The sequence below is a fragment of the Duganella zoogloeoides genome, assembly GCF_034479515.1.
GTDB lineage: Bacteria > Pseudomonadota > Gammaproteobacteria > Burkholderiales > Burkholderiaceae_D > Rugamonas > Rugamonas zoogloeoides.
In genome coordinates, this window is sequence record NZ_CP140152.1 from 246,423 (window position 1) to 270,903 (window position 24,481).

Annotated in this window: 21 protein-coding genes; 7 read left to right on the forward strand and 14 right to left on the reverse strand. The window is 63.8% G+C overall.

Annotated elements, in window-relative coordinates:
• Position 1: 1 nt before the first annotated feature.
• The 3 genes from SR858_RS01135 to SR858_RS01145 are packed head-to-tail and all read left to right on the forward strand — an operon-like array spanning position 2 to position 4,212.
• Positions 2-1,489, forward strand: a complete 1,488-nt coding sequence (locus tag SR858_RS01135; protein ID WP_019923766.1) for an aldehyde dehydrogenase — start codon at positions 2-4, stop codon at positions 1,487-1,489.
• An 18-nt stretch (positions 1,490-1,507) separates the two neighbouring features.
• A complete protein-coding gene (locus SR858_RS01140; protein ID WP_019923767.1) occupies positions 1,508-2,845 on the forward strand; it encodes a glutamine synthetase family protein in 1,338 nt (445 codons plus the stop codon).
• Positions 2,846-2,853: 8 nt separating this feature from the next.
• A complete protein-coding gene (locus SR858_RS01145; protein WP_019923768.1) occupies positions 2,854-4,212 on the forward strand; it encodes an aspartate aminotransferase family protein in 1,359 nt (452 codons plus the stop codon).
• 90 nt (positions 4,213-4,302) lie between these two features.
• Here the strand turns inward: SR858_RS01145 and panB are convergent, their stop codons facing one another.
• From panB to hda, 5 genes are all read right to left on the reverse strand, one after another.
• Entirely contained in the window at positions 4,303-5,184 is an 882-nt protein-coding gene (gene panB, locus SR858_RS01150) for a 3-methyl-2-oxobutanoate hydroxymethyltransferase (RefSeq protein ID WP_019923769.1), read from the reverse strand.
• 68 nt (positions 5,185-5,252) lie between these two features.
• Entirely contained in the window at positions 5,253-5,765 is a 513-nt protein-coding gene (gene folK, locus SR858_RS01155; protein WP_019923770.1) for a 2-amino-4-hydroxy-6-hydroxymethyldihydropteridine diphosphokinase, read from the reverse strand.
• Between the two features lie 8 nt (positions 5,766-5,773).
• Positions 5,774-7,357, reverse strand: a complete 1,584-nt coding sequence (pcnB, locus tag SR858_RS01160; protein WP_019923771.1) for a polynucleotide adenylyltransferase PcnB — start codon at positions 7,355-7,357, stop codon at positions 5,774-5,776.
• Entirely contained in the window at positions 7,350-8,024 is a 675-nt protein-coding gene (locus SR858_RS01165) for a histidinol-phosphatase (RefSeq protein WP_019923772.1), read from the reverse strand. The genes pcnB and SR858_RS01165 overlap by 8 nt, the downstream gene beginning before the upstream one ends.
• A complete protein-coding gene (hda, locus tag SR858_RS01170) occupies positions 8,021-8,707 on the reverse strand; it encodes a DnaA regulatory inactivator Hda (RefSeq protein WP_019923773.1) in 687 nt (228 codons plus the stop codon). Before hda ends, SR858_RS01165 begins: the two co-directional genes overlap by 4 nt.
• 244 nt (positions 8,708-8,951) lie before the next feature.
• Between hda and purM the strand changes: the two genes are divergently transcribed.
• On the forward strand, positions 8,952-9,995 hold the full coding sequence (gene purM, locus SR858_RS01175) for a phosphoribosylformylglycinamidine cyclo-ligase (RefSeq protein ID WP_019923774.1): 1,044 nt from the start codon (positions 8,952-8,954) through the stop codon (positions 9,993-9,995).
• Between the two features lie 46 nt (positions 9,996-10,041).
• On the opposite strand, the gene SR858_RS01180 is transcribed toward purM, so the two are convergent.
• The 9 genes from SR858_RS01180 to SR858_RS01220 all read right to left on the reverse strand — a co-directional run bounded on the left by SR858_RS01180 (position 10,042) and on the right by SR858_RS01220 (position 20,982).
• Complete coding sequence (locus SR858_RS01180) at positions 10,042-10,518, reverse strand: HipA domain-containing protein (RefSeq protein ID WP_084670109.1); 477 nt, start codon at positions 10,516-10,518, stop codon at positions 10,042-10,044.
• A gap of 51 nt (positions 10,519-10,569) precedes the next feature.
• Positions 10,570-10,896, reverse strand: a complete 327-nt coding sequence (locus SR858_RS01185; RefSeq protein ID WP_019923776.1) for a helix-turn-helix domain-containing protein — start codon at positions 10,894-10,896, stop codon at positions 10,570-10,572.
• A 70-nt stretch (positions 10,897-10,966) separates the two neighbouring features.
• Positions 10,967-12,181: a 6-phosphofructokinase gene (locus SR858_RS01190; RefSeq protein WP_019923777.1), complete on the reverse strand. Its 1,215-nt coding sequence runs from the start codon at positions 12,179-12,181 to the stop codon at positions 10,967-10,969.
• Positions 12,182-12,230: 49 nt separating this feature from the next.
• Positions 12,231-14,180: an alpha/beta hydrolase family protein gene (locus tag SR858_RS01195; RefSeq protein ID WP_019923778.1), complete on the reverse strand. Its 1,950-nt coding sequence runs from the start codon at positions 14,178-14,180 to the stop codon at positions 12,231-12,233.
• A 56-nt stretch (positions 14,181-14,236) separates the two neighbouring features.
• Complete coding sequence (locus SR858_RS01200) at positions 14,237-16,333, reverse strand: S9 family peptidase (RefSeq protein ID WP_154820043.1); 2,097 nt, start codon at positions 16,331-16,333, stop codon at positions 14,237-14,239.
• A gap of 63 nt (positions 16,334-16,396) precedes the next feature.
• Complete coding sequence (locus SR858_RS01205) at positions 16,397-18,460, reverse strand: sodium:solute symporter family protein (protein WP_019923780.1); 2,064 nt, start codon at positions 18,458-18,460, stop codon at positions 16,397-16,399.
• On the reverse strand, positions 18,457-18,720 hold the full coding sequence (locus SR858_RS01210) for a DUF4212 domain-containing protein (RefSeq protein WP_019923781.1): 264 nt from the start codon (positions 18,718-18,720) through the stop codon (positions 18,457-18,459). The genes SR858_RS01205 and SR858_RS01210 overlap by 4 nt, the downstream gene beginning before the upstream one ends.
• Before the next feature lie 13 nt (positions 18,721-18,733).
• Entirely contained in the window at positions 18,734-20,275 is a 1,542-nt protein-coding gene (locus SR858_RS01215; protein ID WP_019923782.1) for a sensor histidine kinase, read from the reverse strand.
• A complete protein-coding gene (locus SR858_RS01220; protein WP_019923783.1) occupies positions 20,272-20,982 on the reverse strand; it encodes a response regulator in 711 nt (236 codons plus the stop codon). Before SR858_RS01220 ends, SR858_RS01215 begins: the two co-directional genes overlap by 4 nt.
• A 205-nt stretch (positions 20,983-21,187) precedes the next feature.
• Here SR858_RS01220 and recA point away from each other — a divergent pair, with 205 nt between their 5' ends.
• The 3 genes from recA to sucC all read left to right on the forward strand — a co-directional run bounded on the left by recA (position 21,188) and on the right by sucC (position 24,469).
• Positions 21,188-22,291, forward strand: a complete 1,104-nt coding sequence (gene recA / locus SR858_RS01225) for a recombinase RecA (protein ID WP_019923784.1) — start codon at positions 21,188-21,190, stop codon at positions 22,289-22,291.
• Between the two features lie 82 nt (positions 22,292-22,373).
• Complete coding sequence (gene recX / locus SR858_RS01230; protein ID WP_019923785.1) at positions 22,374-22,829, forward strand: recombination regulator RecX; 456 nt, start codon at positions 22,374-22,376, stop codon at positions 22,827-22,829.
• A 470-nt stretch (positions 22,830-23,299) separates the two neighbouring features.
• Complete coding sequence (gene sucC, locus SR858_RS01235; RefSeq protein ID WP_026637624.1) at positions 23,300-24,469, forward strand: ADP-forming succinate--CoA ligase subunit beta; 1,170 nt, start codon at positions 23,300-23,302, stop codon at positions 24,467-24,469.
• Positions 24,470-24,481 lie beyond the last annotated feature (12 nt).

Genomic DNA, 24,481 nt, shown 5'->3' on the forward strand with positions numbered 1-24,481 from the left:
GATGACCGCATCCTCGTGGCATGACCGCGCCGCTGCCGTCACCCCGGACGGTCGCGCCCTGATCGGCGGCCAGCGCATGTGGGCGCTGGGCGGCCAGCAGTTCGACAACCGCTCGCCCATCGACGGCCGCTCGCTGGGCATGGTGGCGCGCTGCGACGGCCAGGACATCGACGCGGCCGTGGCCAGCGCACGCGCCGCGTTCGAGGCGCGCGCGTGGGCCGGCAAGGCGCCGGCGCAGCGCAAGCGCGTCTTGATCAAGTTCGCCGAGCTGATCCAGCAGTACGGCGCGGAACTGGCGCTGCTCGAAACGCTCGACATGGGCAAACCCATCAAGTACAGCCAGAGCGTCGATGTCGGTGGCGCCGCCAACTGCATTCGCTGGTACGGCGAGGCGATCGACAAGATCTACGACGAAATCGCGCCCACGGCCGACAGCAGCCTGGCCCTGATCACGCGCGAACCTGTGGGCGTGGTCGGCGCCATCGTGCCGTGGAATTACCCGATGCTGATGGCCGCGTGGAAGATCGCGCCGGCGCTTGCCGCCGGCAACAGCGTGATATTGAAACCGTCCGAAAAGTCGCCATTGACCGCGCTGCGCCTGGGCGACCTGGCGCTGCAGGCGGGCATTCCTGCCGGCGTGTTCAACGTGGTGCCCGGTTATGGCAACGAAGCCGGTGCTGCACTCGCGCTGCACATGGATGTCGATTGCATCGCGTTCACCGGCTCCACCCGCGTGGGCAGGCAGATCATGCAGATGGCGGGGCAATCGAACCTCAAGCGCGCCTGGATGGAATTGGGCGGCAAGTCGGCCAACATCGTCTGCGCCGATTGCCCCGATCTCGATGCGGCGGTGGCCGCTGCCATCGGCTCGATCTATTTCAACCAGGGCCAGAGCTGCAACGCGCCATCGCGGCTGTTCGTGGAAGCATCGATCAAGGATCGTTTTATCGAGAAAGCGCTGGCCATGATGCCGTCGTTCGCGCCGGGCGATCCGCTCGACGAGAACACGGTGATGGGCGCCATCGTCGATGCCACCCAGCTCAATACCGTGATGGGGTATATCGAAGCCGGCAAGGCCGGTGGTGCGCGCCTGCTCGCTGGCGGCGCCCGCGTGCGCGACGATACCGGCGGCTACTTTGTCGAACCCACCCTGTTCGACCAGGTGGAGAGCAGCATGACCATCGCTCGCGAAGAGATTTTCGGACCGGTGCTGTCGGTACTGAGCTTTACCAACTTGAACGACGCGATCGAGCAGGCCAACGGCACCGTGTATGGTCTGCACGCGGCGGTGTGGACGTCGGATTTGACGAAAGCGGTGCAGACCTCGCGCGCGCTGCGCGCCGGCACCGTGCACGTGAACCAGTACGACAACGACGACATCACCGTGCCGTTCGGCGGTTATAAACAGTCGGGCAATGGCCGCGACAAGTCGCTGCACGCGTTCGACAAGTACACCGAGCTGAAAACCACCTGGATCCAGATCGGCTAAACCACCGGGAGAGCGGCGATGACGCAGGCAATGAGGGATTTTCTGCGCGAGCGTAACATCCACGAAGTCGAATGCGTGATCGCCGACATGACCGGCATCGCGCGCGGCAAAATCCTGCCCAAGGACCTGTTCCTGGGCGAGGGCGAAATGCGTCTGCCCAAGAGCGTGTTACTCAATACCGTCAACGGCGAGCAGCCCAACAACCGGCCGTACGTGGGCGTGACCGACCCGGACATGATCTGCGTGCCCGATCCGGCCACCCTGCGGCAAGTGCCGTGGGCGGCGGAAAACGTCGCGCTGGTGATCCACGACTGCCAGAACTTCGACGGCACGCCGGTGGGCCTGTCGCCGCGCGCGGTGCTGCGCCAGGTGCTCAGGCTGTACTTTGACCGGGGCTGGCAGCCGGTGGTGGCGCCGGAACTGGAGTTCTACCTGGTGGCGCGCAGCAGCAATCCGCACGAGCCGCTCACGCCGCCGCTGGGCCGCAGCGGCAAAGTGGAATCGGGCCGGCAATCGTATTCGATCGACGCCGTCAACGATTTCGACCCGTTCTTCCTCGAGCTGTCCACCTTCTGCAAGCAGCACCAACTGGGCGTGGAAACGCTGATCCACGAAGCGGGCGCCGGCCAGATGGAAATCAATTTTACCCATGGCGAGGCGCTGGAACTGGCCGACCGCGTATTCCTGTTCAAGCGCGCCGTGCGCGAGACGGCGCTGCGCCACGGCATCTTCGCCACCTTCATGGCCAAGCCGATGGAAGCGGAGCCGGGAAGCGCCATGCACATTCACCAGAGCGTGCTCGCTGCTGCCACCGGCGTCAATATCTTCAGCAACGCTGACGGCAGCGCCAGCGCGCTGTTTTTCAGCTATATCGCCGGTCTCGAACAATTCGCGCCGGCGGCCACCCTGCTGTTCGCGCCGCACGTCAATTCGTACCGGCGCCTGTCGCGCTTCATGTCGGCGCCGACCAATGTGCACTGGGGGTATGACAACCGCACCTGCGGGCTGCGCATTCCCAACTCCACGCCGGTCAACCGGCGCGTGGAAAACCGCGTGCCGGGCGTGGACGTCAACCCTTACCTGGCCATGGCCGCCACGCTGGCCTGCGGCTACCTGGGCATGACGCAGGGGCTGACCGCCTCGCCGCCGATGGCCGGCAGCGCCGAGCAGGTGCACGACCACCTGCCGCGCAACCTGGAGGACGCCATCAACCGCCTGCGCGAATGCGCGCCGCTGCGCGAGATTCTCGGCGACCTGTTTGTCGAAGCGTTCTGCGAAGTAAAGGAACTCGAATTTTCCACCTACAGCCGGGTGATCAGCTCCTGGGAGCGCGAACACCTGATGCTGCTGGTGTAGGAGGGCGCATGGGCACCCGCGACGGAGTGAACTGGCCCCGCGTGCAGGCGCTGGCTGTGCGCGAACGGGCCGACTACATCGCCCGCCATCCGGCGTCGCAAGCGCTGGCCATGCAGGCGGCGCCGCACCTGCTGTTCGGCGTGCCGATGCACTGGATGAACGACTGGTCCACGCCGTTCCCGTTGACGGTGGCCGCAGCCTCGGGCGCACACTTTATCGACGCCGACGGCATGCAATATGCCGACTTCTGCCTCGGCGACACCGGCGCCATGTTTGGCCACGCACCAGCGCCAGTGGCCGCCGCCATCGCGCGCCAGGCCACGGGCGGCTACACGGCGATGCTGCCGTCAAGCGATGCCGCGCCAGTGGCAACGGAACTGGCGCGCCGCTTCGCCCTGCCGTACTGGCAGTTCGCGTTATCCGCGTCCGACGCCAACCGCTTCATGCTGCGCTGGCTGCGCGCGGCCACCGGTCGCAGCAAGATCCTGGTGTTCAACGGCTGCTACCACGGCACCGTGGACGATGTGTTCGTGGACCTGGAGAATGGCGCACCGGTGCAGCGCGCCAGCCTGCTGGGCCAGGTGCACGACCTGACCGCACACACGGTGGTCGTGGAGTTCAACGACCTGGCCGCGCTCGACGCCGCACTGAGCGCACGCGACGTCGCCTGCGTGCTGGCCGAACCGGTGATGACCAACGTCGGCATGGTGCTGCCGCAGCCCGGCTACTGGGATGCCGCGCAGGACATCATCGCGCGCCACGGCACGCTGCTGGTCATCGACGAAACCCACACCATCAGCAGCGGCCCCGGTGGCTACGCGCAGGCGCACGGCATGCGGCCCGACGCCGTGGTGATCGGCAAACCGCTGGCCGGCGGCCTGCCGTGCGCGGCGTACGGCATGACGCAGGAACTGGCCCGCCGCGTGGAACACGCCAAGCGCAGCGCGCCGGCCGGCCACTCGGGCATCGGCACCACCTTGAGTGCCAACATGTTCGCCATGGCCGCCATGCGCGCCAACCTGGAGCAGGTGATGACGGCGGCGGCCTACACACAGATGTTCGCCATGGCGCAGCAACTGGCCGACGGCCTGCGCGCCAGCATCGCCAGGCACCAGTTGCCATGGTGCGTGACGCAAGTGGGCGCTCGCACCGAATTCCAGTTCGGCCCCGTGCCACCGCACAACGGCAGCGAAGCGCAGAGGCTGATGGACGAGGAACTGGAACAGGCCATCCACCTGTACCTGCTCAATCGCGGCGTGCTGATCACGCCATTCCACAATATGCTGCTGGTGTGCCCTTCCACCAGTGATGGCGATCTGCAGCATTTGCTCGCCGCATTCGACGGCTGCCTGGCAGCGCTGGTTTGACATAGCTTCGGGGTCAGTGCCGACATTTGGACACAGACTCGACCATTAAAAGCAGAGCTCGTGTCCGAATGTCGGCACTGACCCCGAAGTTCAGAAGCAGTGTTCGAGCGCCGGGAAGCTGCCGTCCTTCACCGCGCTGACGTACGCGGTGATGGCGCCGTCGATGCTGGTCTGGCCGTCCATGAAGTTTTTCACGAAGCGCGCCTTGCGGCCGGGGAAGACGCCGAGCAGGTCGTGCATCACCAGCACCTGGCCCGAGCAGTCGGGACCCGCGCCGATGCCGATGGTGGGCACGGTCAGCAGGTCGGTCACTTCCTTGCCCAGCGCGGCGGGGATGGCTTCGAGCAGCACCACGGCGGCGCCTGCCGCTTGCAGGGCCATGGCGTCGCGCTTCAACAGTTCGGCGCTGTCGGCGGTTTTGCCTTGCACCTTGTAGCCGCCCAGCTGGTGCACCGATTGCGGGGTCAGGCCCAGGTGGGCGCAGATCGGCACACCGCGCTCGGTCAGGAAGCGCACGGTGTCGGCCAGCCACGCGCCGCCTTCGATCTTGATCATGTGGGCGCCTGCCTGCATCAGCTGCACGGCGTTGTGGTACGCGGTTTCGGGCGTGCCGTACGAACCGAACGACAGGTCGGCCATGACCATTGCCGACTTGCTGCCGCGCGCGACAGCGGCGGTGTGGTAAGCCAGTTCGGCCACCGTGACCGGCAGCGTTGACGGGTGGCCATTGCAGACCATGCCCAGCGAGTCGCCGATCAGTAGTATCTCGACGCCGCAGCGGTCCATCAGCGAGGCGAAGCTGGCATCGTAGCAGGTGAGCATGGCGATTTTCTCGCCGCGTGCGCGCAGCTCGGCCAGCGTGTGGATGGTCACTGCCTTGGTGGCGGCCGACTTGGCCGGTGCAGGTGCGGGCACGTTGGCGGCGGGCTTTTGGCTCGCGGCCAGTTCGTTTCCTTGCAAATAACCAGACATGGTAATCCTTTAAAAATGGGGGCAGACGGCGCTAGTGTAGCGGTAAGCGCTGGCCGCTGCCCGGGAAGCTAAAGAGGGGAAATAGCCTGGTCGGCCACGGCGGCAAGATAATCGTGCGCCGCGCCGCGACCGGGAATATGGATGGCCGGGGCCAGTTCGAGCAGCGGCACCAGCACGAAGGCGCGCTCGGTGATGCGCGGATGCGGCACGCTCAAGGCCGGGGTGTCGATCACGGCGTCGCCATACAGCAGCAGGTCCAGGTCCAGCGTGCGCGGGGCGTTGCGGTAGGGACGCTCGCGCCCGTGCGCCTGTTCGATGGCGTGCAGGCCGCGCAGCAGCGCTGCGGCATCGAGCGTGGTGGCGATGCGCGCCACTGCGTTGATGTAGTCGTCGCCGCTGGAGTCGATGGGGGCCGTGCGGTACAGGCTGGAGGTGGCCATCAGCGTGCAGCCCGCGAGCTTTTGCAGGCGCTCGAAGGCGTCGGCCACGTTGGCGCGGGCGTCGCCAAGGTTGGCGCCGATGCCGATGTAGGCGATGGTGAAGGCGAAGCCGCCTTCATCCGGTTTGGCGATGATGCTCATGACTGCACTCAGTCGTGATCGGAACCCGCGCCGCCGGCGCCGCCATTGCCGCCGTTGCCACCATTGCCGGCACCGGGCGTGCCGCTTTCGGCAGCGGCCGCATGACCACGGGCGCGGCTGCGGCGTGGCGCACGCTTGCGCTTGGGCGCTTCGCCGGTGCGGGCCGGCGCATCGGCGTAATCATCGTCTCCGGTTGCGCCAGCGGCATCCGGGGCACCGGCAGCACTGAAACCGCCGGCACGCGAACCACCTGCACGCGAACCACCGGCAGCACCGGCGCCACCAGCACCAGCACCAGCAGCACGCGGTGGACGCGGCGCCCGGCTGGCGCTGGCGATCAGCGCCTCGCGGCCGGCTTCATCGGATTCGTAGAACGCGGTCCACCATTCACCGAGTTCGGCATCGATTTCGCCCGACGCGCAGCGCAGCAGCAGGAAGTCGTAGCCGGCGCGGAAGCGCAGGTGTTCGAGCAGCTTGTGCGGGGCCTTGCCGGTGCGGCGCTCGAAGCGTGGTTGCATCGACCAGATGTCGCGCATGTCGGTGCCGATCTTGCGTTGCAGCGCCAGCTTTTCGGTTTGCGAATCGAGCACGTCGTCGGCGGCCAGGTGCAGCGCGGGAATGGTCTGCTCGCCGGCGGCGCGGTACGCCGTCCATTTTTCCAGCACCTGATGCCACAGCAGGGACGCAAACAGGAAGCCCGGCGAAACGGTCTTGCCAGCGGCGATGCGCGCGTCGGTCGAGTCCAGCGCCAGCGTGACGAACTTGAAGCCCATCGGCTGTTCCAGCACCACGTCGAGCAGCGGCAGCAGGCCGTGGTGCAAGCCTTCCTTGCGCAGCTGCTGCAGGCAGGCCAGCGCGTGGCCGCTCATCAGCAGCTTGAGCATTTCGTCGAACACGCGCGCGGCCGGCACGTTGTCGATCAGCGGCGCCATCAGCGCGATCGGCGCAGCGGTGGTCGGTTCGATCGTGAATTTCAGTTTGGCCGCAAAGCGGACCACGCGCAGCATGCGCACCGGGTCTTCGCGGTAGCGCGCTTCGGGCTGGCCGATGATGCGCAGGGTTTTCGCGCGGATGTCTTCGATGCCGCCGTGGTAGTCGAGTACCTGCTGGTTCGCCGGGTTGTAGTACATGGCGTTGATGGTGAAGTCGCGCCGCACAGCGTCCTCCGCCTGCGAGCCGAAGGTGTTGTCGCGCAGGACGCGGCCATGTTCATCCTTGGGCGCGTTGTCCGACGTGGTGCCACGGAAGGTGGTCACCTCCAGCAAGTCCTGGCCGAACATCACGTGCACGATCTGGAACCGCTTGCCGATGATGAACGCGCGGCGGAACAGTTTTCGGACCTGCTCCGGCGTGGCGTTGGTGGCGATGTCGAAGTCCTTGGGTTTGACGCCCAGCAGCAGGTCGCGCACCGCGCCGCCCACCACGAACGCTTCGAAGCCCGCTTCCTGCAAGGTGCTGGTGACGCGTACCGCGTTGTTCGACAGCAGTTTCGGATCGATGCCATGCGCGTCCGGACCCAGTACCACGGGGGTATTGGTGTCGCGCACCTTGGTCTTGGTGCCCAGGATTTTGCGGATCAGTTTCTTAATCATTGAACAGTTCAATCAGTTGCCAGCCTTGGGCGGTGGCGTGCGTTTTCAGGGTGGCGTTGGCATTGGTGGCCACCGGGTGGCTCACCAGCGACATCAGGGGCAGGTCGTTGTGCGAGTCGCTGTAGAAGTGGACCGTGTCGAAATCGGCGAAAGTCTTGCCCATCTTGGCCAGCCACGCCTCGGTATGGGTGATCTTGCCCTTGCCTTGGGTGGGCGTGCCCAGCAGGCGGCCGGTGACGTTGCCGTCCGCGTCCAACTCGGGCATGGCGGCGATCAGGTGCTCCACGCCCAGCGCACGGGCGATCGGCTCGGTGACGAAATGGTTGGTGGCCGTGACGATGGCGACCAGATCGCCGGCATCCTGGTGCTGTTTGAGCAGCGCCAGCGCGGCCGGGCGGATGTTGGGCACGACCACCTCGGTCATGAATTGTGCGCGCATCTCGTCCAGTTTGGCGCGTGGGAACTGCGCCAGCGTGCCCAGCGCGAACTCCAGGTACTCGACCGGGTCGATGGTGCCGGCCTGGTACTGGGCGTAGAAGGCATCGTTGCGGCGGGCGAATTCGACGGCATCGACAGCGCCGAGGCGGACCAGGAACTCGCCCCACTCGTGGTCGGAATCGATGGGCAGCAGGGTGTGGTCGAGGTCAAATAAGGCGAGTTTTTTCATTCTTTTGCTTCCGCCTGCAACCACTCGCGCAACAGCGGCAGCGTGATCGGGCGTTGGGTTTCCAGTGAATATTGATCCAGCGAATCGAGCATGGTCGACAGGGAACTCATGTCTCGCTGGAAATGAGATAAGAGGTAGGGTATCACGCCCGGCGACAGCGTCAAGCCGCGCGCGGTGGCCGCTGCGCCCAGCGCGGCGACCTTTTCATCGTCGGTCAAGCCATGCACCTGGTAGATCAGGCCCCAGCCCATGCGGGTGCGCAAATCCTCGCGCACCGGCAACACTGCCGGGGCCACCGCACCGCTGCAGACCATGAAGGCGTTGTTGGCGCGGATTTCGTTAAACAGGGCAAAGGCGTCGATCTGGGCGACCGGCGACAGCTTTTCGCAGTCGTCGAGCAGGTACAGGTCAACGTCGGGGGAATAGACGAATTCGGTTTCGATCGAGAACGGCGAAATGTAGCGCGCGCGCAGCTGCTCGGCTTCGCCGCCCGCCGAGGCCAGCGCTTTCAACAGGTGGGTCTTGCCCACGCCGGCATTGCCCCAGAGATAGGCGAAGTGCTCGCGCGCCGTGCGCGAGGCGAACTGGGCCAGCAGCGCCATCGCCTCGGCATTTTGGCCAACCTCGAACGCGTCGAGACTGTGCGGCTGGTCCGCGCCCAAGTCGAGCACCAGCTGCTTCATGGTGGTCCCATCATCTGCATAACGTCGTACTTGTCATTTTTTCTTGTTAACGTCATGCATTATAGAATGTGCCGCCCCCACAACTGGCCGAAACGCTGTTTGTTTTCGCTTCCACGAGCAGAAAAATGGCGGCAAATGGCATAAAAAGGGATTTTGACGGGGCAGTTTGATAAAATAGCGGATTGACCGGGCCATAAAAACGGTCTCCGCCTTCTATTTTACCGCCTCCGCTGCGAAATACACCATGAGCCAACCTTCAAATGTTTCCCTGTCCTACCGTGACGCCGGCGTCGATATCGATGCAGGTGACGCCTTAGTCGAAGCGATCAAGCCATTTGCCAAGCGCACCCTGCGCGAAGGCGTGTTGGGCGGCCTCGGTGGTTTCGGCGCCATGTTTGAGATCAGCAAGAAGTTCAAGGAGCCGGTCCTGGTCTCGGGCACCGACGGCGTGGGCACCAAGCTCAAGCTGGCATTCGAGCTGAACCGTCACGACACGGTCGGCATCGACCTGGTGGCCATGAGCGTCAACGACATCCTGGTGCAGGGCGCCGAGCCGCTGTTTTTCCTCGACTATTTCGCCTGCGGCAAGCTCGACGTGGCCATCGCCACCGACGTCATCAAGGGCATCGCCCAGGGTTGCGAACAAGCCGGTTGCGCGCTGATCGGCGGCGAAACCGCTGAAATGCCAAGCATGTACCCGGCCGGCGAATACGACCTGGCCGGTTTCGCGGTGGGCGCGGTGGAAAAATCGCAGATCATCGACGGCACCAAGATCGCCCCGGGCGACGTGATCCTGGGCCTGGCGTCGTCGGGCGTGCACTCCAACGGTTACTCGCTGGTGCGCAAAATCATCGAAGTAGCGAAACCTGACCTGGAAGGCGACTTCCACGGCCGTAAACTCGCCGACGTGCTGATGCAGCCTACCCGCATCTACGTCAAGCCGCTGCTGGCGCTGATGGCGTCGCTGGAAGTCAAAGGCATGGTCCACATCACCGGTGGCGGCCTGGTCGAAAACATCCCACGCGTGCTGCAGCCTGGCCTGGTCGCCGAGCTGGACGGCAAATCGTGGACCATGCCACCACTGTTCACCTGGCTGCAACAGCACGGCGGCGTGGCCGACGCTGAAATGCACCGCGTGTTCAATTGCGGCATCGGCATGACCGTGATCGTCTCGCAAGAGAACGCCGCAGCAGCGATTGCCCAGCTGGAAGCGGCTGGCGAAACCGTGTACACCATCGGCAAGATCCGCGCGCGCGTGGGTGACGAGCACCAGACTATCGTGGTGTAAGTTTTATTTGTCGAAAAAATTAAAGCACGCTGCGGCGTGCTTTTTTTTAGCTCCTACCCATCAGCAAGGCCCTGTTGGCCTGGACGCGCAGCGCGATGACCGTGACCATGTCGGGCGGCAGCAGATCCCGAATGAGATCGAAAGTGTCCGTAATCCGCTTGATCAGGATGTCCATGAAACGCTGTGCCTCCTCGCTATCGTGAAAGCCGAAGCGCCGGTAATCGGCCAGCACCGATGCCCTCGAAATCTCCCGGCTCCCCCTGCTCAATTGAAGTTGCAGCGATGTCGGCGTGTCGTCCGTGCTGGGGACAAGGTCGAACGCTGGCGACAGGCGCCATGCGCCGTCACGCTCCCTGTAGTACACGGCGTGGTTGCGGCAATGATCGTCGTCGTTTCTCACCATCGCATTAAATACCATGCGGCCGAACAGTTCTTTCCAGTCTTCCATTGGAGCACCGATGCGGCGCAGTTCTTCTGCCAGCCTGGGGTAGCTTGCTGCTTTTATCTTGCGACCACGACCCACTGCCCGTTATCGGGGCGCTGCAAGTACACGTACAGCAGCCGGGAGCTTCGATCAGAAGTACTCATCATCATGTTTGTTTGAAGCGCGCGCACGCGGTGCTTCGGTGTTCATGCGCCAGAGGGTGGGATCAGGTTGCGGCGCCGTCATTTCCATGATCCCCAGCACATGCAGTGCCGACAAGTAATGGACGGCGCCGATGGTTGGTTCACCAAGTTCAAGTCGGCGCAGTGTCGGATGCGAGATGCCCAATCTGCTGCACAAGTCCACTGCCAGTATGCCCTGGGCCACCCGCTGCTTTCTGATACTCAAACCCCACTCCTTGAGCCGTTCGCAGACCAGCGTAGGGAAGTCTGCCTGCTCGATCCGCGTGCGTCCCATGGCTATCCCGTAAATGTAAATACTTTTTATATCAAGCCAGATAATCGAAAAAGTATATTCATATACGGCTCTAGGGCTTGAGTATCTTCTTCACCGGCGCCGGCCTTAGCCGGAACGCATCGGGCATCCCCGAGCCCAAGAGCGGGCGCAGGTACATCCTGAACGCATCGGTCACATCCGTGCCGCAGGCACTGATGAACTCGTCCTCCATCACCCGAGTCTTGCCGGCCACGTCCTGCAAGGCCTGCAATTCGTAATCGACCGAATAGAAGCCGGTGCGCTTGATGGCGACCGAGCCGTCGCGGTCGCCCCACATGGCGAACTGCACCGCTTTTTCTCCCACTTCGCGCGCCTCGCGCTGATCGACGTCCGAGACGCAGCCAATGAACGAGCGCTGCAAATAGCCGAAGGTATCGCCGCGCACGCGCTTGATGCCAAGCTTGGCCTTGATCTCGTCGCACAGCAAATCGGCCAGCGCACCGGTGCCCGACAGTTGCACATTGCCATGGGCGTCGCGCTCGACTTCCTGCGACAGCAAGGTGGCGATCGCCGCGCCCGAGGCGTCGTGGATGCCCTCCGATACCGCCACCACGCAGCGCCCGTAACGCGCATACACGTCTTTGACGTCGCGCAGGAACTGGTCGAGCGAAAACACCCGTTCGGGCAGGTAGATCAGGTGCGGGCCGTCGTCCGGGAATTTTTTGCCTAGCGCGGCAGCGGCGGTGAGGAAACCGGCGTGGCGGCCCATCACCACGCCCACGTACACACCGGGCAGGGCGGCATTGTCGAGGTTGGCGCCGGCAAACGCTTGCGCGACGAAGCGCGCGGCGGACGGAAATCCCGGCGTGTGGTCATTGCCCACCAGGTCGTTGTCGATGGTCTTGGGGATGTGGATGCAGCGCAGCGCGTAGTTGGCCTGTTGCGCCTGCTCGCTGACGATGCGCACGGTGTCGGACGAATCGTTGCCGCCGATATAGTAAAACTGTTCGATCTCGTGGGCGCGCAGCACCTTGAAGATTTCGGCGCAATAGGCCATATCGGGCTTGTCGCGGGTGGAGCCGAGCGCCGACGACGGCGTGGCGGCCACCATCTCCAGGTTCTGACTGGTTTCGCGCGTTAAATCCACCAGGTTCTCGTCGATGATGCCGCGCACGCCGTGCATGGCGCCATAGACGCGGGTGCAGTCGCGAAAGCGCCGTGCTTCGAGCACCACGCCGGCCAGAGACTGGTTGATCACGGCGGTGGGTCCGCCCCCTTGCGCTACCAGGATTTTGCCTGACGTCATGCTGTCTCCTCCGTATGAAGAAACCTGACTATACGCCTCTTAGCGCCTGCTAGCCGCCCGCGCCGATCTGCTTGTCGAGGAATTTTTCCACCCGGCCCCAGAAGTCGATGCGGTTCTTCGGCAGCGCCCAGCCGTGGCCTTCCTCTTCGTACTCGACCCATTCGACGTTCGGATTGGTCTTCTTGACGGCGTCGTAAAACTTGATGCCGTGGTTCAGTGGCACGCGCACGTCGGCGCCGCCGTAGGCCAGCAGCAGCGGCTGGCGGATCTCGGCCGCGCGCCGCAGCGGCGACGTGGCCTGGATCTGCGCCGCATCCTTGACCTGGTCGGCCACCAGCTCGGGCATGCCGTATTGCTTCCAGCCGGCCGACATGTCCGAGCTGTAGCGCCAGCCGCTGTCGTACATCAGGTCGATATCGGTAACGCCGATCCAGTTGATGCCGCACTTGTAGAGGTCGGGATCGTTGATCAGGCCCATCAGGGTCGAATAGCCGCCATAGCTGGCGCCGGCAATGCAGATGCGTTTGGCGTCGGCCGTGCCCTGGGCAATCGCCCAGCGCGTGCCGTCGGCAATGTCGTCCTGCATTTTCAGGCCCCATTGCTTCCAGCCGGCCATGAAGTGGGCGTTGCCGTGGCCGGTGCTGCCGCGAAACTCCGGTTCCAGCACCGCGTAGCCGCGCGAGGCCAGGAACTGGGCGTTGGCGTTCCAGTTCCAGTTATCGCCGCGCATGAACGGGCCGCCGTGGACCAGCACCACCATCGGCAAATTCTTGTCCTTGCTACCCGGCGGCAAGGTCAGCCAGGCGGGAATGGTCAGGCCGTCGCGCGCGGTGTACTGCACCAGGTCGCGCGTGCCCATGGCGGACGCCTTGATCGCGGGCGCCACATTGCCCACTTCGCTCATCTTGCCGGTCTCGGTGTTGAACACCAGGAAGCGGCGCGGCTGCCGGTCCGAGTACGATTCCACCAGCACCCACGGCGTTTCCGGCCGCTTGGGCGGGGTCACCAGGTTGACCAGGCCCGGCAGCCTGGCGTCGATTTTCTGTTGCAGCGCCTGCATGCCGGGATCGAACCACACCGAGCCCTCGGCGTCGCCATCGCCACGCACGCCCAGCAGCTTGTCGTTGCTGATCACCAGGTGGCCCTGAAAGTCGAAACCATCGAGTGTGACCAGGCGCTGGCCCAGCTTGTTGTTCTTGAGGTCGTATTGGTACAGCGCGCTCAGGTCCTGGCCGCCGTTGGCCACCACGTACAGGCTGCCGTCCGGCCCGAACGCCAGCGGCGAAAAGCTGTTCCTGTTGGCGGTGTAGGCGTTGAAACTGGCCAGCACGCGCCAGGCGCCGGTGACCGGGTCGAGGTACTGGATTTTCTGGATGTTCTGGTCCAGCGTTTCCACCAGGCGCGGTTCGCCCTGGTGGTCGAGCAGCCAGTCCTGCGCCGTGCCGGGATGATCAACCGGGCGCGACAGGCCGTTGCGGGTGTTGACGCGCACCAGGTCTTGCGAAACCAGGATGCCGGGCGCGATGATGCCGGCGTCGGTCACATAGACGTCGTCGCCGGTTTGCGGACCGTCCTGGTCCAGCATGAATGTATGCCACGGCAGCATGTCGTCGCGGTCGCCGCCGGCGCGGATGAACTGTTCGTTGCGCTTGGCCAGCTGGCGGAACTGCTTGCCGTCGCGGTTGACCGCAAACACGCCGGGCGCAAAGCGCACGTCGCGCCGGCCCTGGGTGCGGTCCACGGTGGAAAACAGCAGCCGCTCGTTGTTGACCCAGCGCGCCTGGCCGATATCGGTATCGCGGAACTGCGCCACCATGGCCGCTTCCATCGTGGTCAGGTCCACCACCGCCAGGCCGTCGCGCCGGTCCCTGGCGCCGGTGAAGGCGGCCAGGTAGCGGCCGTTCGGCGAGAGCATGGCGCCGTTGAAGGCGGGGTTGCTGAAGAAGCTGGCAATCGGCGGCGGCGCGGCTGGCGCCGGGCTGGAGACAGCCTCTGCCATCGGGACTGCCAGCAACAGTAGCGCTGTCAACCCCGTCAACGCTGTATTGAGCGCCCTCATTGCGCGGCTCCAGGTGCGTTCCCGGTCCCGGTCACGGCTGCTGCGGCACCAGCCTGGCCGATATGCTTGTCGAGGAATTTCTCCACCCGGCCCCAGAAGTCGATGCGGTTCTTCGGCAGCGCCCAGCCGTGGCCTTCTTCTTCGTATTCGACCCATTCCACGTTCGGATTGGTCTGCCTGACAGCCTTGTAGAACTTGGTGCCATGCGGCAGCGGCACGCGGCGGTCGGCGCCGCCGTAGGCCAGCAGCAGCGGCTGCTTGATCTCGGCTGCGCGCAGCAGCGGCGACGTGGCCTTGAACTGGTCGGCATCCTTGACCTGGTCGCCGACCAGTTGCGGCATACCGTACTGCTTCCAGGTCTCGGAGAGGTCGGACGCGAAGTTCCAGTGGCCGTCGTACATCATGTTGATGTCGGTCACGCCCACCCAGTTGATGCCGCACTGGTACAAGTCCTTGTCGTTGATCAGGCCCATCAAGGTGGAATAGCCGCCATAGCTGGCGCCGGCAATGCAGATGCGTTTGGGATCTGCCGTGCCCTGGGCAATCACCCAGCGTGCGCCGTCGGCGATATCGTCCTGCATTTTCAGGCCCCATTGCTTCCAGCCGGCGCGGAAGTGGCTGACGCCGAAGCCGGTGCTGCCGCGATATTCGGGTTCCAGCACCGCGTAGCCGCGCGAGGCCAGGAACTGGCTGTCCGCGTTCCAGCCCCAGGTATTGCCGCGCACATGCGGGCCGCCGTGCACCAGCACCACCAGCGGCAGGTTCTTGCCGCCGCCCTTGGGCAAGGTGAGCCACGCCGGAATGGTCAGGCCGTCGCGGGCCTTGTAGTGCACCAGGGTCTGGCGCGCCATCTGTTCGGGCTTGATCTTCGGATGGCTGCCGCCCACCGTGGTCAAACTGCCGGTCTCGCTGTTGTAGAGCAGGGTGCGCGACGGGAACTGGTCGGCATAGGCAATCACCAGCACCCACGGCGTTTCGGACCGGGTGGGCACGCTCAGCAGGTTGACGGTGTTGGGGAGCATGGCGTCGATCTTTTCCTGCATCGCCTGCATGCCGGCGTCGAACCAGGTGGTGCCGCTGGCATCGGCCAGGTAGCGCACGCCGAGCAGCTTGCCGTTGGCAGTGACCAGGCCGCCGCTAAAGTCGTAGCCGTCGATCTGTACCAGCGGCTGCGGCGCCACCTGGTTGGTGGCCAGGTCGTATTTATGCAGCGACGTGGTGTCCTTGCCGGCGTGGGTGACCACGTACAGCGTGCCGTCCGGGCCGAAGGCGCGTGGCGAGAATCCGTCCTTGCCGCCGGTATAGGTGTTGTACGTGGCCAGTTCGCGCCAGGTGCTGGTGGCGGGATCGCGGTACTGGATCGTGCTGATGCCTTTTTTGGACGTGGTGACGATGCGCGGCTCGCCCTTGTCGTCGAGCAGCCACCGCTTGCTGTCATCGGGGGCGCCGGTCACCGGCGTGGCCCGCCCGGTCAGGGTGTTGAGGCGAAGCAGGCCCGTCTCGTGCACCTGGCTGGCCCCCGACATCTCGGGACGCACCACGTACACGAACTCGCTGTCCTGCGCGGCCTTCTGGCCCAGCAGATAGGTATTGGCCGGCAACATGTCGCGGTTGCGTATCATGCTGCCGCCGGTAAACAGCGACTTGCCGCTGCGGCTGGCCAGCTGGATGAACTTGCTGGCATCGCGGTTGATCGCGTACAGGCCCGGACCATAGCGCGCGTCGCCCTGGCCCACGGTGCGGTCGGTGGCGGTAAACACCAGTCGCTCGTCATTGACCCACTGGAAGCTGCCAATGTCGGCATCGCCAAAGGTGGCCACCACCTTGACGCTGGTGTCGGCCAGCGTAACCACCGCCAGGCGGTCGCGCTGGTCCTTGCTGCCGATGCGCACCGCCAGGTATTTGCCGGTGGGCGAGAGCAGGGCGCCGCTGAACTCGGGGTTTTCAAAGAAGTCGGCGATCGGCGGCCGTTGGGCGACCGTGGCTGGCGCCGACTCGGCGGCGCGCGCCAGCGTGGCAAGCGCGGCGTTGGCCACAACAGCGGCCAGTACTGTGTAGCGGGCGCAGCGTGCGAAAACTCGGGTGGAGCACATGGTGATCGAGAGAAATTGTTAAGCTCTCAACAATACCATCCAGATATCATAAAAGCCATGAAATTATTTCTCAGGCGCACGAATATAGTCCACTAGCGCACTCGTCTGTGAGTCTTGTGGCGGCGTCAGCAGGCTCACCACCACCATTACCAGGAGCCCCGCCGGCACGCCGAAAATCCCCGCCGACGTGGGTGCGATATGGAACCACTGGCCGGTAACGCTGCCGCCCAGCACCGGGTTGGCGTGCAACATGTAGTACAGGCACACGGCAAAGCCGGCGATCATGCCGGCCACGGCGCCCTGGTGGTTGGCGCGCTTCCAGAACACGCCCAGCACCAGCGCCGGGAACAGGGTCGAGCCGGCCAGCGAGAACGCCGCACCGACCAGCGAGATGATGTCGCCGGGCCGCTGCGAGGCCGCGTAGGCGGCAATAAAGGCCACGCCGAGCAGCAGCAGCTTGGAAATCGTCACCCGTTTCTGGGTGGACGCGTGGCGGTCGACGATCTTGTAATAGATGTCGTGCGACAGCGCATTGGAAATCGCCAGCAGCAGGCCGTCGGCGGTTGACAGCGCCGCAGCCAGGCCGCCAGCGGCCACCAGGCCCGAGACCACGTACGGCAACCCGGCGATTTCGGGCGCGGCGAGCACCAGCACGTCGGCGTCGATGGTGATTTCGGCCAGTTGCACCACGCCGTCGCGGTTGACGTCGGTGATGCTGAACAGCGGCGTCAGTTTATCGACATTGGCCCAGTACGACACCCAGCCGGGCAGGTGGTTGAAGTCGCTGCCGACCAGCGCCGTATAAATATCGTATTTCACCAGGACCGCCATCGCCGGAATGGTCAGGTAGATGAGCAGGATGAAGAACAGTGCATACACCATCGACTGCCGCGTCTCGTGCACCGACGGCGTGGTGTAGGCGCGCATCAGGATGTGGGGCAGCGCGACGGTCCCCAGCATCAGGCAGAAGACCAGTGCGACGAAGTTGTTGCGCTTGATGGCGGAGGTTTCCGCGTCGCCCGCATACGGTTCTGCGTGCGGGTTGATCGGACGGGCCCGGGCCAGGTTGTAGGCATGGGCTTCGGTCCATTCGCTGGCAGCGATTTCCGGGTTCTTCGGGTAGGCGATCAGCGCCCGTTCGGCGCTGCGGATGTCGAGCAGCGAGGCGTTGCGGGTTTTCACCTGGTCGAGCCGGCGCTGGGCGTCGCGCCGGCCCGCTTCCCACGAGGCGGGCAAGTTGTCGAGCCGCTGCTGGTAATCGTCGGCGCGCTGCTGGAAGATGGTGCGCACCTCGGCTTCTTTCGGATCGGCCTGCAATACCGCCTCGCGCGCGCTGAGCTTGGGCAGCAGCTTGCCGTAGGCTACTTGCGGGATCGGATTGTCGCTGAGCTTGACCGACATCCAGATCGCCGGCAACAAAAAGGCGACCAGGATGATGATGTACTGCGCCACCTGGGTCCAGGTAATCGCCCGCATGCCGCCCAGGAACGAACAGACCAGGATCGACGCCAGTCCCAGGAAAATCCCCACGGAAAAATCGACGCCCGTAAAGCGCGAGGTGATCAGCCCCACCGCGTAAATCTGCGCCACCACGTACGTAAACGAGACGATGATGGTAGCCATGACCGCCATGATGCGCACCACGCGCCCGGCCGGGTTGTCTTCGCCATTCGCTCCCCCAACGCCGCCGAAGCGCATGGCGAGGAAATCGGGAATCGTGTACTGGCAAAACTTGCGCAGGTACGGCGCGATCAGCAAGGCGACCAGCACGTAGCCGCCGGTCCAGCCCATGATGTAGGCGAGGCCATCAAAGCCGTGCAGGTACAGGCCGCCCGCCAGGCTGATGAAGCTCGCTGCCGAAATCCAGTCGGCAGCAGTGGCCATGCCGTTGAACATGGCCGGCACTTTGCGCCCCGCCACGTAGTATTCAAGCACGTTGGACGTGCGGCTCAGCACCCCCAAGATCGCGTACAGCACGATGGTGGCAAACATGAACAGGTAGCCGATCCAGATGCGCGGCATGCCTTCCTGTTCCAGCAGCGTGAGGGAAAGCAAAAAACCGCCGAAGCCGGCGGTAAACAGCAGGTAGTAGCGCCGTAGTTTGCTGGCGAAGCTGCGCTCTGTCATGGTTTGATCCTGGCTGCGGCACGGGCCTGGCGGTCGAGCCGGCGCATGCGCCAGGCATAGAAGCCGATGATGGCCAGGTACACCAGCGAGGCGCCTTGCGCGGCGAGATAAAACGACAGCGGCCAGCCGAAGATCGACAGGTTGTTCAGTTCGCGCGCAAAAAACGCCGCGCAAAACGTGGTGATCAGCCACAGCAGCAATAACCAGCCGGTCATGCGGCGGGTTTGCTGCCAGTGGTGGCGGCGGATGGTTTTATCCATGCTTTATCCCTGGTTAACCAAAGTGGGGCGCCTCATCGGGCGCATCTGGCGGATCGGCTGGCAGCGGGAAGGTCAGGCGGAACAGGCTGCCCGGCAGCTTGGCCAGTTGTGCGCGCGGATTGTTGAATACATCCACTTCGGCGCCGTGCTGCTGGGCGATTTCGCGCACGATGGCCAGGCCCAGGCCGCTGCCTTCGGCAGTGTTGCCGAGGATGCGGTAAAACCGCTCGAACACGCGGGTGCGCTCGGCCGGCGGAATGCCGGGGCCCGTGTCTTCCACTTCCAGCAGCGCATGGTCGTCGATATCGACGCGCACCCGCACGGTAACGCTGCCGCCGGCCGGCGTGTAGCGCAGCGCGTTGTCGATCAGGTTGGACAGCAGCTCGCGCAGCATGGTCGGATCGCCGGCGATGTGCACCGGTGCCGGCGGCTCTTCGTAGCCGAGGTCGATCTGCTGGACGAACGACGCTTGCACCCAGTCGTGCACGGTGCTGCGCGCCAGCGCCGACAGCTCCAGTTGCACCATGCTGGAGCCAGCCTGCGGCTGGTTTTCCGCGCGGGCCAGGGCCAGCAGCTGGTTGACCAGCCGCGTGGCCGATTCCGAACTCTTGGCCAGTTGCTCGAGCGAGCGGTGGATTTCGTCGCTGTCGGTCTGGCGCAGCGCCAGCTCGGACTGCATGCGCATGCCGGCCAGCGGCGTGCGCATCTGGTGCGCGGCGTCGGCAATAAAGCGTTTTTGCATCTCGATGGTGTGGCCTAGCCGTTCGAGCATTTCGTTGAGCGAACCGACCAGCGGCGAAATTTCCTCCGGCACCAGGTTAGCCGCGATGGGGCTGAGGTCGTCCGACCCGCGTGCGCGTATGCGTTCCTGCAACTGCGCCAACGGAGAGAGCCCGCGCGACAGCGCAAACCACACCAGGGCCAGCACGATGGGCAGGATGATGAACTGCGGCAGGATCACGCCCTTGATGATCTCGTTGGCGAGCTGGGCGCGCTTTTCCAGTGTTTCGGCCACTTGTACCAGCGCCAGCGGCGGATGGGGCGAGGGGGCGCTGTCGCTGGGTTCGACGCGGATGTGGATGTAGGCGACGCGCACCGGCGTGCCGTGCATGGTGTCGTTGCGGAAGCGCACGCTGCCGGCGCGGGCCTGGTCTTCGTCGGGATCGCTGCCGGGGTGGGGCAGGTCGCGGTCGCCGTCGATGGCGTCGCCGCGCGGCCCGAGGATCTGGAAATAGATGTTATCGACATCGTCGGCGCGCAGGATGTCGCGCGCGGCGCCGGACAAACCACGGATCAGCTTGCCATCGACCGAGCGCACCTGCTGCGCCAGCACGGTCACGCTGTCTTCCAGCGCATGGTCGAACGGTTGGTTGGCGATCGACTTGGCCACCAGGTACGTAATCGCGATGCTCATCGGCCACAGCAGCAGCAGCGGCGCCAGCATCCAGTCGAGGATCTCGCCGAACAGCGAGCGTTGCATGCTCTCGTCGGGCTCGACGACAGGCGGCTGGTACTCGGGGGCGTCGTCTCCCGCGTCGGCCGCCCGGTCGCTCACTTGACCGCGTCTCCGGCGTCGACGGCGACAGCCTTCGCTTCAGAATATTTTTCCAGGCAATAGCCGAGGCCGCGCACGGTGACGATGCGCACGCCGCCCACCTCGATCTTCTTGCGCAGCCGGTGCACATACACCTCGATGGCGTTGTTGCTCACCTCTTCTCCCCATTCGCACAGGTGATCGACCAGTTGCTCCTTGGAAACCAGGCGGCCGGTGCGGGCCAGCAGAATTTCCAGCAAGCCCAGCTCGCGCGCCGACAGGTCCAGCATCTGCTCGTTGATATAGGCGCTGCGGCCCACCTGGTCGTACGACAGCGGACCGTGCTTGATCACGGTGGCGCCACCGCCCGCGCCACGGCGGGTGAGGGCGCGCACCCGCGCTTCGAGTTCCGACAGCGCAAACGGCTTGGCCATGTAGTCGTCGGCGCCCAGGTCGAGGCCGTTGACACGCTGCTCGATCGAATCGGCGGCGGTCAGGATCAGCACCGGCAGCAGCGAACCGCGCGAGCGCAAGCGGCGCAGCACTTCCAGACCCGACAGCTTGGGCAGGCCCAGGTCGAGGATCAACAGATCGAATTCCTGGGTGGAGAGGGCGGTATCGGCCTCCTGGCCGTTGCGCACGCAATCGATGGCGTAGCCGGACTGGCGCAGCGAGCGGGTGAGCCCGTCGGCGAGAACGCCGTCATCTTCGGCAAGTAATATACGCATGTGGATACTCCGGGTGCACTGGGGCAAAGACTCAAGCCGGTATTGTGTTGGATTTTTTGCTTGCTGGCGAATTTTTGCACGGCGCCCGGGCGCCGCCAAAATTAATCGACATTTCAATCAAATCGCGCTTGCGCTTATCACTGTTTTTTTATACAGTACTACCTGTACCGACAAATTGTCACCACCAACTGGTTGAAAGCACATTATGGACGATAAAAAAGCTGTAGTACCCGCATCCGAGAAAGCCAAGGCGCTGGCCGCCGCGCTGGCTCAGATTGAGAAGCAGTTCGGCAAAGGTTCCGTCATGCGCATGGATGCCAGTGCGCCGATCGAAGAAGTACAGGTGGTCTCCACCGGTTCGCTGGGCCTGGACGTGGCGCTGGGCGTCGGCGGCCTGCCGCGCGGTCGCGTGGTGGAAATCTACGGCCCTGAATCCTCGGGCAAAACCACGCTCACCTTGCAAACCATCGCGGAAATGCAAAAACTGGGCGGCACCTGCGCGTTTATCGACGCCGAGCACGCACTGGACGTCACGTACGCGCAAAAGCTGGGCGTCAACCTGAGCGATCTGCTGATCTCGCAACCGGACACCGGCGAACAAGCGCTGGAAATCTGCGACGCCCTGGTGCGTTCCGGTTCGGTGGACATGGTCGTGATCGACTCGGTCGCCGCGCTGACCCCGCGCGCCGAGATCGAAGGCGACATGGGCGATTCGCTGCCAGGTTTGCAGGCACGTTTGATGTCGCAAGCACTGCGCAAGCTTACCGGTTCGATCAACCGCACCAACACCCTGGTCATCTTCATCAACCAGATCCGCATGAAAATCGGCGTCATGTTCGGCAGCCCGGAAACCACCACCGGCGGTAACGCGCTGAAGTTCTACGCCTCCGTGCGCCTGGACATCCGCCGTACCGGTTCGATCAAGTCCGGCGACGAAGTCATCGGTAACGAAACCAAGGTCAAGGTCGTCAAGAACAAGATCGCGCCACCGTTCAAGGAAGCGCACTTCGACATCCTGTACGGCGCCGGCACCTCGCGCGAAGGCGAAATCCTGGACCTGGGCGTGGAAGCGAAGATCGTCGAGAAATCGGGTTCGTGGTACAGCTACAACGGCGAACGCGTCGGCCAAGGCAAGGACAACGCCCGCATCTTCCTGCAAGAGCGCCCGCAACTGGCGTGGGAAATCGAAAACCGCGTGCGCGAATCGCTGGGCGTACGCTCGCTGCCGCCACTGGCGCCAGTGGCCGCTGAAAAGCCTGATACTGTCGTCAAGCTCAAGCCTTCCAAGGGCGAAGCTGACGCGGCGTAAGTCTTAACAGTTAGCAGTCGAGCCGTCACCCCCCCGCTTTCGCGAGGGTGACGGTTCTCACCTCAAAGTTCAGAGGTTCCCCATGCCCCGTCCCCCCCTCAGCCTCAAAGGTCGCGCCCTGCGCTACCTGTCCCAGCGCGAGCACAGCCGTCTCGAACTGTCACGCAAGCTCGCACGCTATGCCGAAGACACCGACGACATCGACGCCTTGCTCGACCTGCTCGAAAAAAACAACTGGCTGTCGCAAGAACGTTTTTCCGAATCGCTGATCCACCGCCGTTCTGCCCGCTTTGGCAACGCCCGCATCATGGCCGAGCTGCAAAGCCACGGCGTACAGGGCGAAGCGCTGCAAGGCCTCAAGGAAAGCCTGGCCGACACCGAGACCGCGCGCTGCTGCGAGATCTGGGAACGCAAGTTCGGCGAAGTGGCCACCGACCCCGAAGGACGCAACAAGCAAATGCGCTTCCTGCTGCAACGCGGCTTCTCCCAGCGCGCCATTCGCACCGCCATGAAGGGTACGGCCGATTTCGACCAGTGATTGCCGATATTTCCAGTGTGAATGCCTGTAAATACCCCTGCCAGCGCCAACGGTTTATCGCCAGATGTCATATGACACGTATCAACTCGGTCTGGGGTGTGCTACACTTTTACGGTTTTTGCAGCACCGTGGGTGCGGTGGTTGTCCGTAGAAGCTACGACAACGTATATTTTTTATAAGAGAAATGTACAGGGCTGCTAACTAATCATGCCGCGCGAGCGGTATTCATCTTATGTCATTGTCGATTCCTGTTCCTCGTCGTGCGTCCCGCACGCGCGCGATCGCCGCCAGAGCGTGTACACGCCATGGCGGACCGCATGGTATCGATGCCGGTTACACCCTCCTCATGCACCCCCCGATTTGCCTTGCCGCCAGTACGATCAGCGACCGGGCCATAGTTTTACCCGAGCATCACACTATTCCGCAGTCTTAATCGATTTTTACACATCAGCATCAGAAGGGAAGCCAGCATGAAGATCCATGAGTATCAAGGCAAAGAAATCCTCCGGAAATACGGAGTGACGGTACCACGCGGTATTCCGTGCCTGTCCGTCGACGAGGCAGTAAAAGCTGCTGAAACCTTGGGCGGCCCGGTCTGGGTTGTAAAAGCACAAATCCACGCCGGTGGCCGTGGTAAAGGCGGCGGCGTGAAAGTCGCAAAATCGCTGGAACAAGTTAAAGAATTCTCCGAGCAAATCCTGGGCATGCAACTGGTCACGCACCAGACCGGTCCAGAAGGCCAAAAAGTACGTCGCCTGCTGATCGAAGAAGGCGCAGACATCAACAAGGAACTGTACGTATCGCTGGTCACCGACCGCGTATCGCAGCGCGTTGTTCTGATGGCCTCGTCGGAAGGCGGCATGGACATCGAAGAAGTGGCTGAATCGCACCCGGAACTGCTGCACTCGATCGCCATCGATCCAAAAGTCGGCCTGACCGACGCCGAAGCTGCCGGCATCGCCGCCAAGATCGGCGTACCAGAAGCCTCGATCCCTGACGCCGTCACCAACCTGCAAGGCCTGTACAAAGCCTACTGGGAAACCGACTCGTCGCTGGCCGAAATCAACCCGCTGATCCTGACCGGTTCGGGCAAGGTTATCGCCCTGGACGCCAAGTTCAACTTCGATGCCAACGCACTGTTCCGTCAACCGGAAATCGTCGCTTACCGCGATCTGGACGAAGAAGATCCAGCTGAAGTCGAAGCGTCGAAATTCGACCTCGCTTACATCTCGCTCGACGGCAACATCGGCTGCCTGGTGAACGGCGCCGGCCTGGCCATGGCCACCATGGACACCATCAAGCTGTTCGGCGGCGAGCCGGCCAACTTCCTCGACGTCGGCGGTGGCGCCACGGCTGAGAAAGTGACCGAAGCCTTCAAGATCATGCTGAAAAACCCAGGCCTGAAAGCCATCCTGGTGAACATCTTCGGTGGCATCATGCGTTGCGACGTGATCGCCGAAGGCGTGATCACCGCAGTGAAAGCCGTGTCGCTGAACGTGCCGCTGGTCGTGCGCATGAAGGGCACCAACGAAGATCTGGGCAAGAAGATGCTGGCCGATTCCGGTCTGCCGATCATCGCAGCCGACACCATGGAAGAAGCAGCGAAGAGCGTTGTTGCAGCTGCTGCCGGTCAAGCTTAATTAAGGAATCAC

Excerpts from the sequence above, each read along its gene's own strand:
- hda (WP_019923773.1), bottom strand. The coding sequence starts at position 8,707 with ATGAAGCAGCTGGTGCTCGACTTGGGCGCGGACCAGCCGCACAGTCTC.
- SR858_RS01140 (WP_019923767.1), top strand. The coding sequence starts at position 1,508 with ATGACGCAGGCAATGAGGGATTTTCTGCGCGAGCGTAACATCCACGAA.
- SR858_RS01195 (WP_019923778.1), bottom strand. The coding sequence starts at position 14,180 with ATGGCAGAGGCTGTCTCCAGCCCGGCGCCAGCCGCGCCGCCGCCGATT.
- SR858_RS01190 (WP_019923777.1), bottom strand. The coding sequence starts at position 12,181 with ATGACGTCAGGCAAAATCCTGGTAGCGCAAGGGGGCGGACCCACCGCC.
- SR858_RS01165 (WP_019923772.1), bottom strand. The coding sequence starts at position 8,024 with ATGAAAAAACTCGCCTTATTTGACCTCGACCACACCCTGCTGCCCATC.
- SR858_RS01145 (WP_019923768.1), top strand. The coding sequence starts at position 2,854 with ATGGGCACCCGCGACGGAGTGAACTGGCCCCGCGTGCAGGCGCTGGCT.
- recX (WP_019923785.1), top strand. The coding sequence starts at position 22,374 with ATGCCCCGTCCCCCCCTCAGCCTCAAAGGTCGCGCCCTGCGCTACCTG.
- SR858_RS01135 (WP_019923766.1), top strand. The coding sequence starts at position 2 with ATGACCGCATCCTCGTGGCATGACCGCGCCGCTGCCGTCACCCCGGAC.
- SR858_RS01185 (WP_019923776.1), bottom strand. The coding sequence starts at position 10,896 with ATGGGACGCACGCGGATCGAGCAGGCAGACTTCCCTACGCTGGTCTGC.
- sucC (WP_026637624.1), top strand. The coding sequence starts at position 23,300 with ATGAAGATCCATGAGTATCAAGGCAAAGAAATCCTCCGGAAATACGGA.
- recA (WP_019923784.1), top strand. The coding sequence starts at position 21,188 with ATGGACGATAAAAAAGCTGTAGTACCCGCATCCGAGAAAGCCAAGGCG.
- SR858_RS01210 (WP_019923781.1), bottom strand. The coding sequence starts at position 18,720 with ATGGATAAAACCATCCGCCGCCACCACTGGCAGCAAACCCGCCGCATG.
- SR858_RS01205 (WP_019923780.1), bottom strand. The coding sequence starts at position 18,460 with ATGACAGAGCGCAGCTTCGCCAGCAAACTACGGCGCTACTACCTGCTG.
- pcnB (WP_019923771.1), bottom strand. The coding sequence starts at position 7,357 with ATGATTAAGAAACTGATCCGCAAAATCCTGGGCACCAAGACCAAGGTG.
- folK (WP_019923770.1), bottom strand. The coding sequence starts at position 5,765 with ATGAGCATCATCGCCAAACCGGATGAAGGCGGCTTCGCCTTCACCATC.
- purM (WP_019923774.1), top strand. The coding sequence starts at position 8,952 with ATGAGCCAACCTTCAAATGTTTCCCTGTCCTACCGTGACGCCGGCGTC.
- panB (WP_019923769.1), bottom strand. The coding sequence starts at position 5,184 with ATGTCTGGTTATTTGCAAGGAAACGAACTGGCCGCGAGCCAAAAGCCC.
- SR858_RS01220 (WP_019923783.1), bottom strand. The coding sequence starts at position 20,982 with ATGCGTATATTACTTGCCGAAGATGACGGCGTTCTCGCCGACGGGCTC.
- SR858_RS01200 (WP_154820043.1), bottom strand. The coding sequence starts at position 16,333 with ATGTGCTCCACCCGAGTTTTCGCACGCTGCGCCCGCTACACAGTACTG.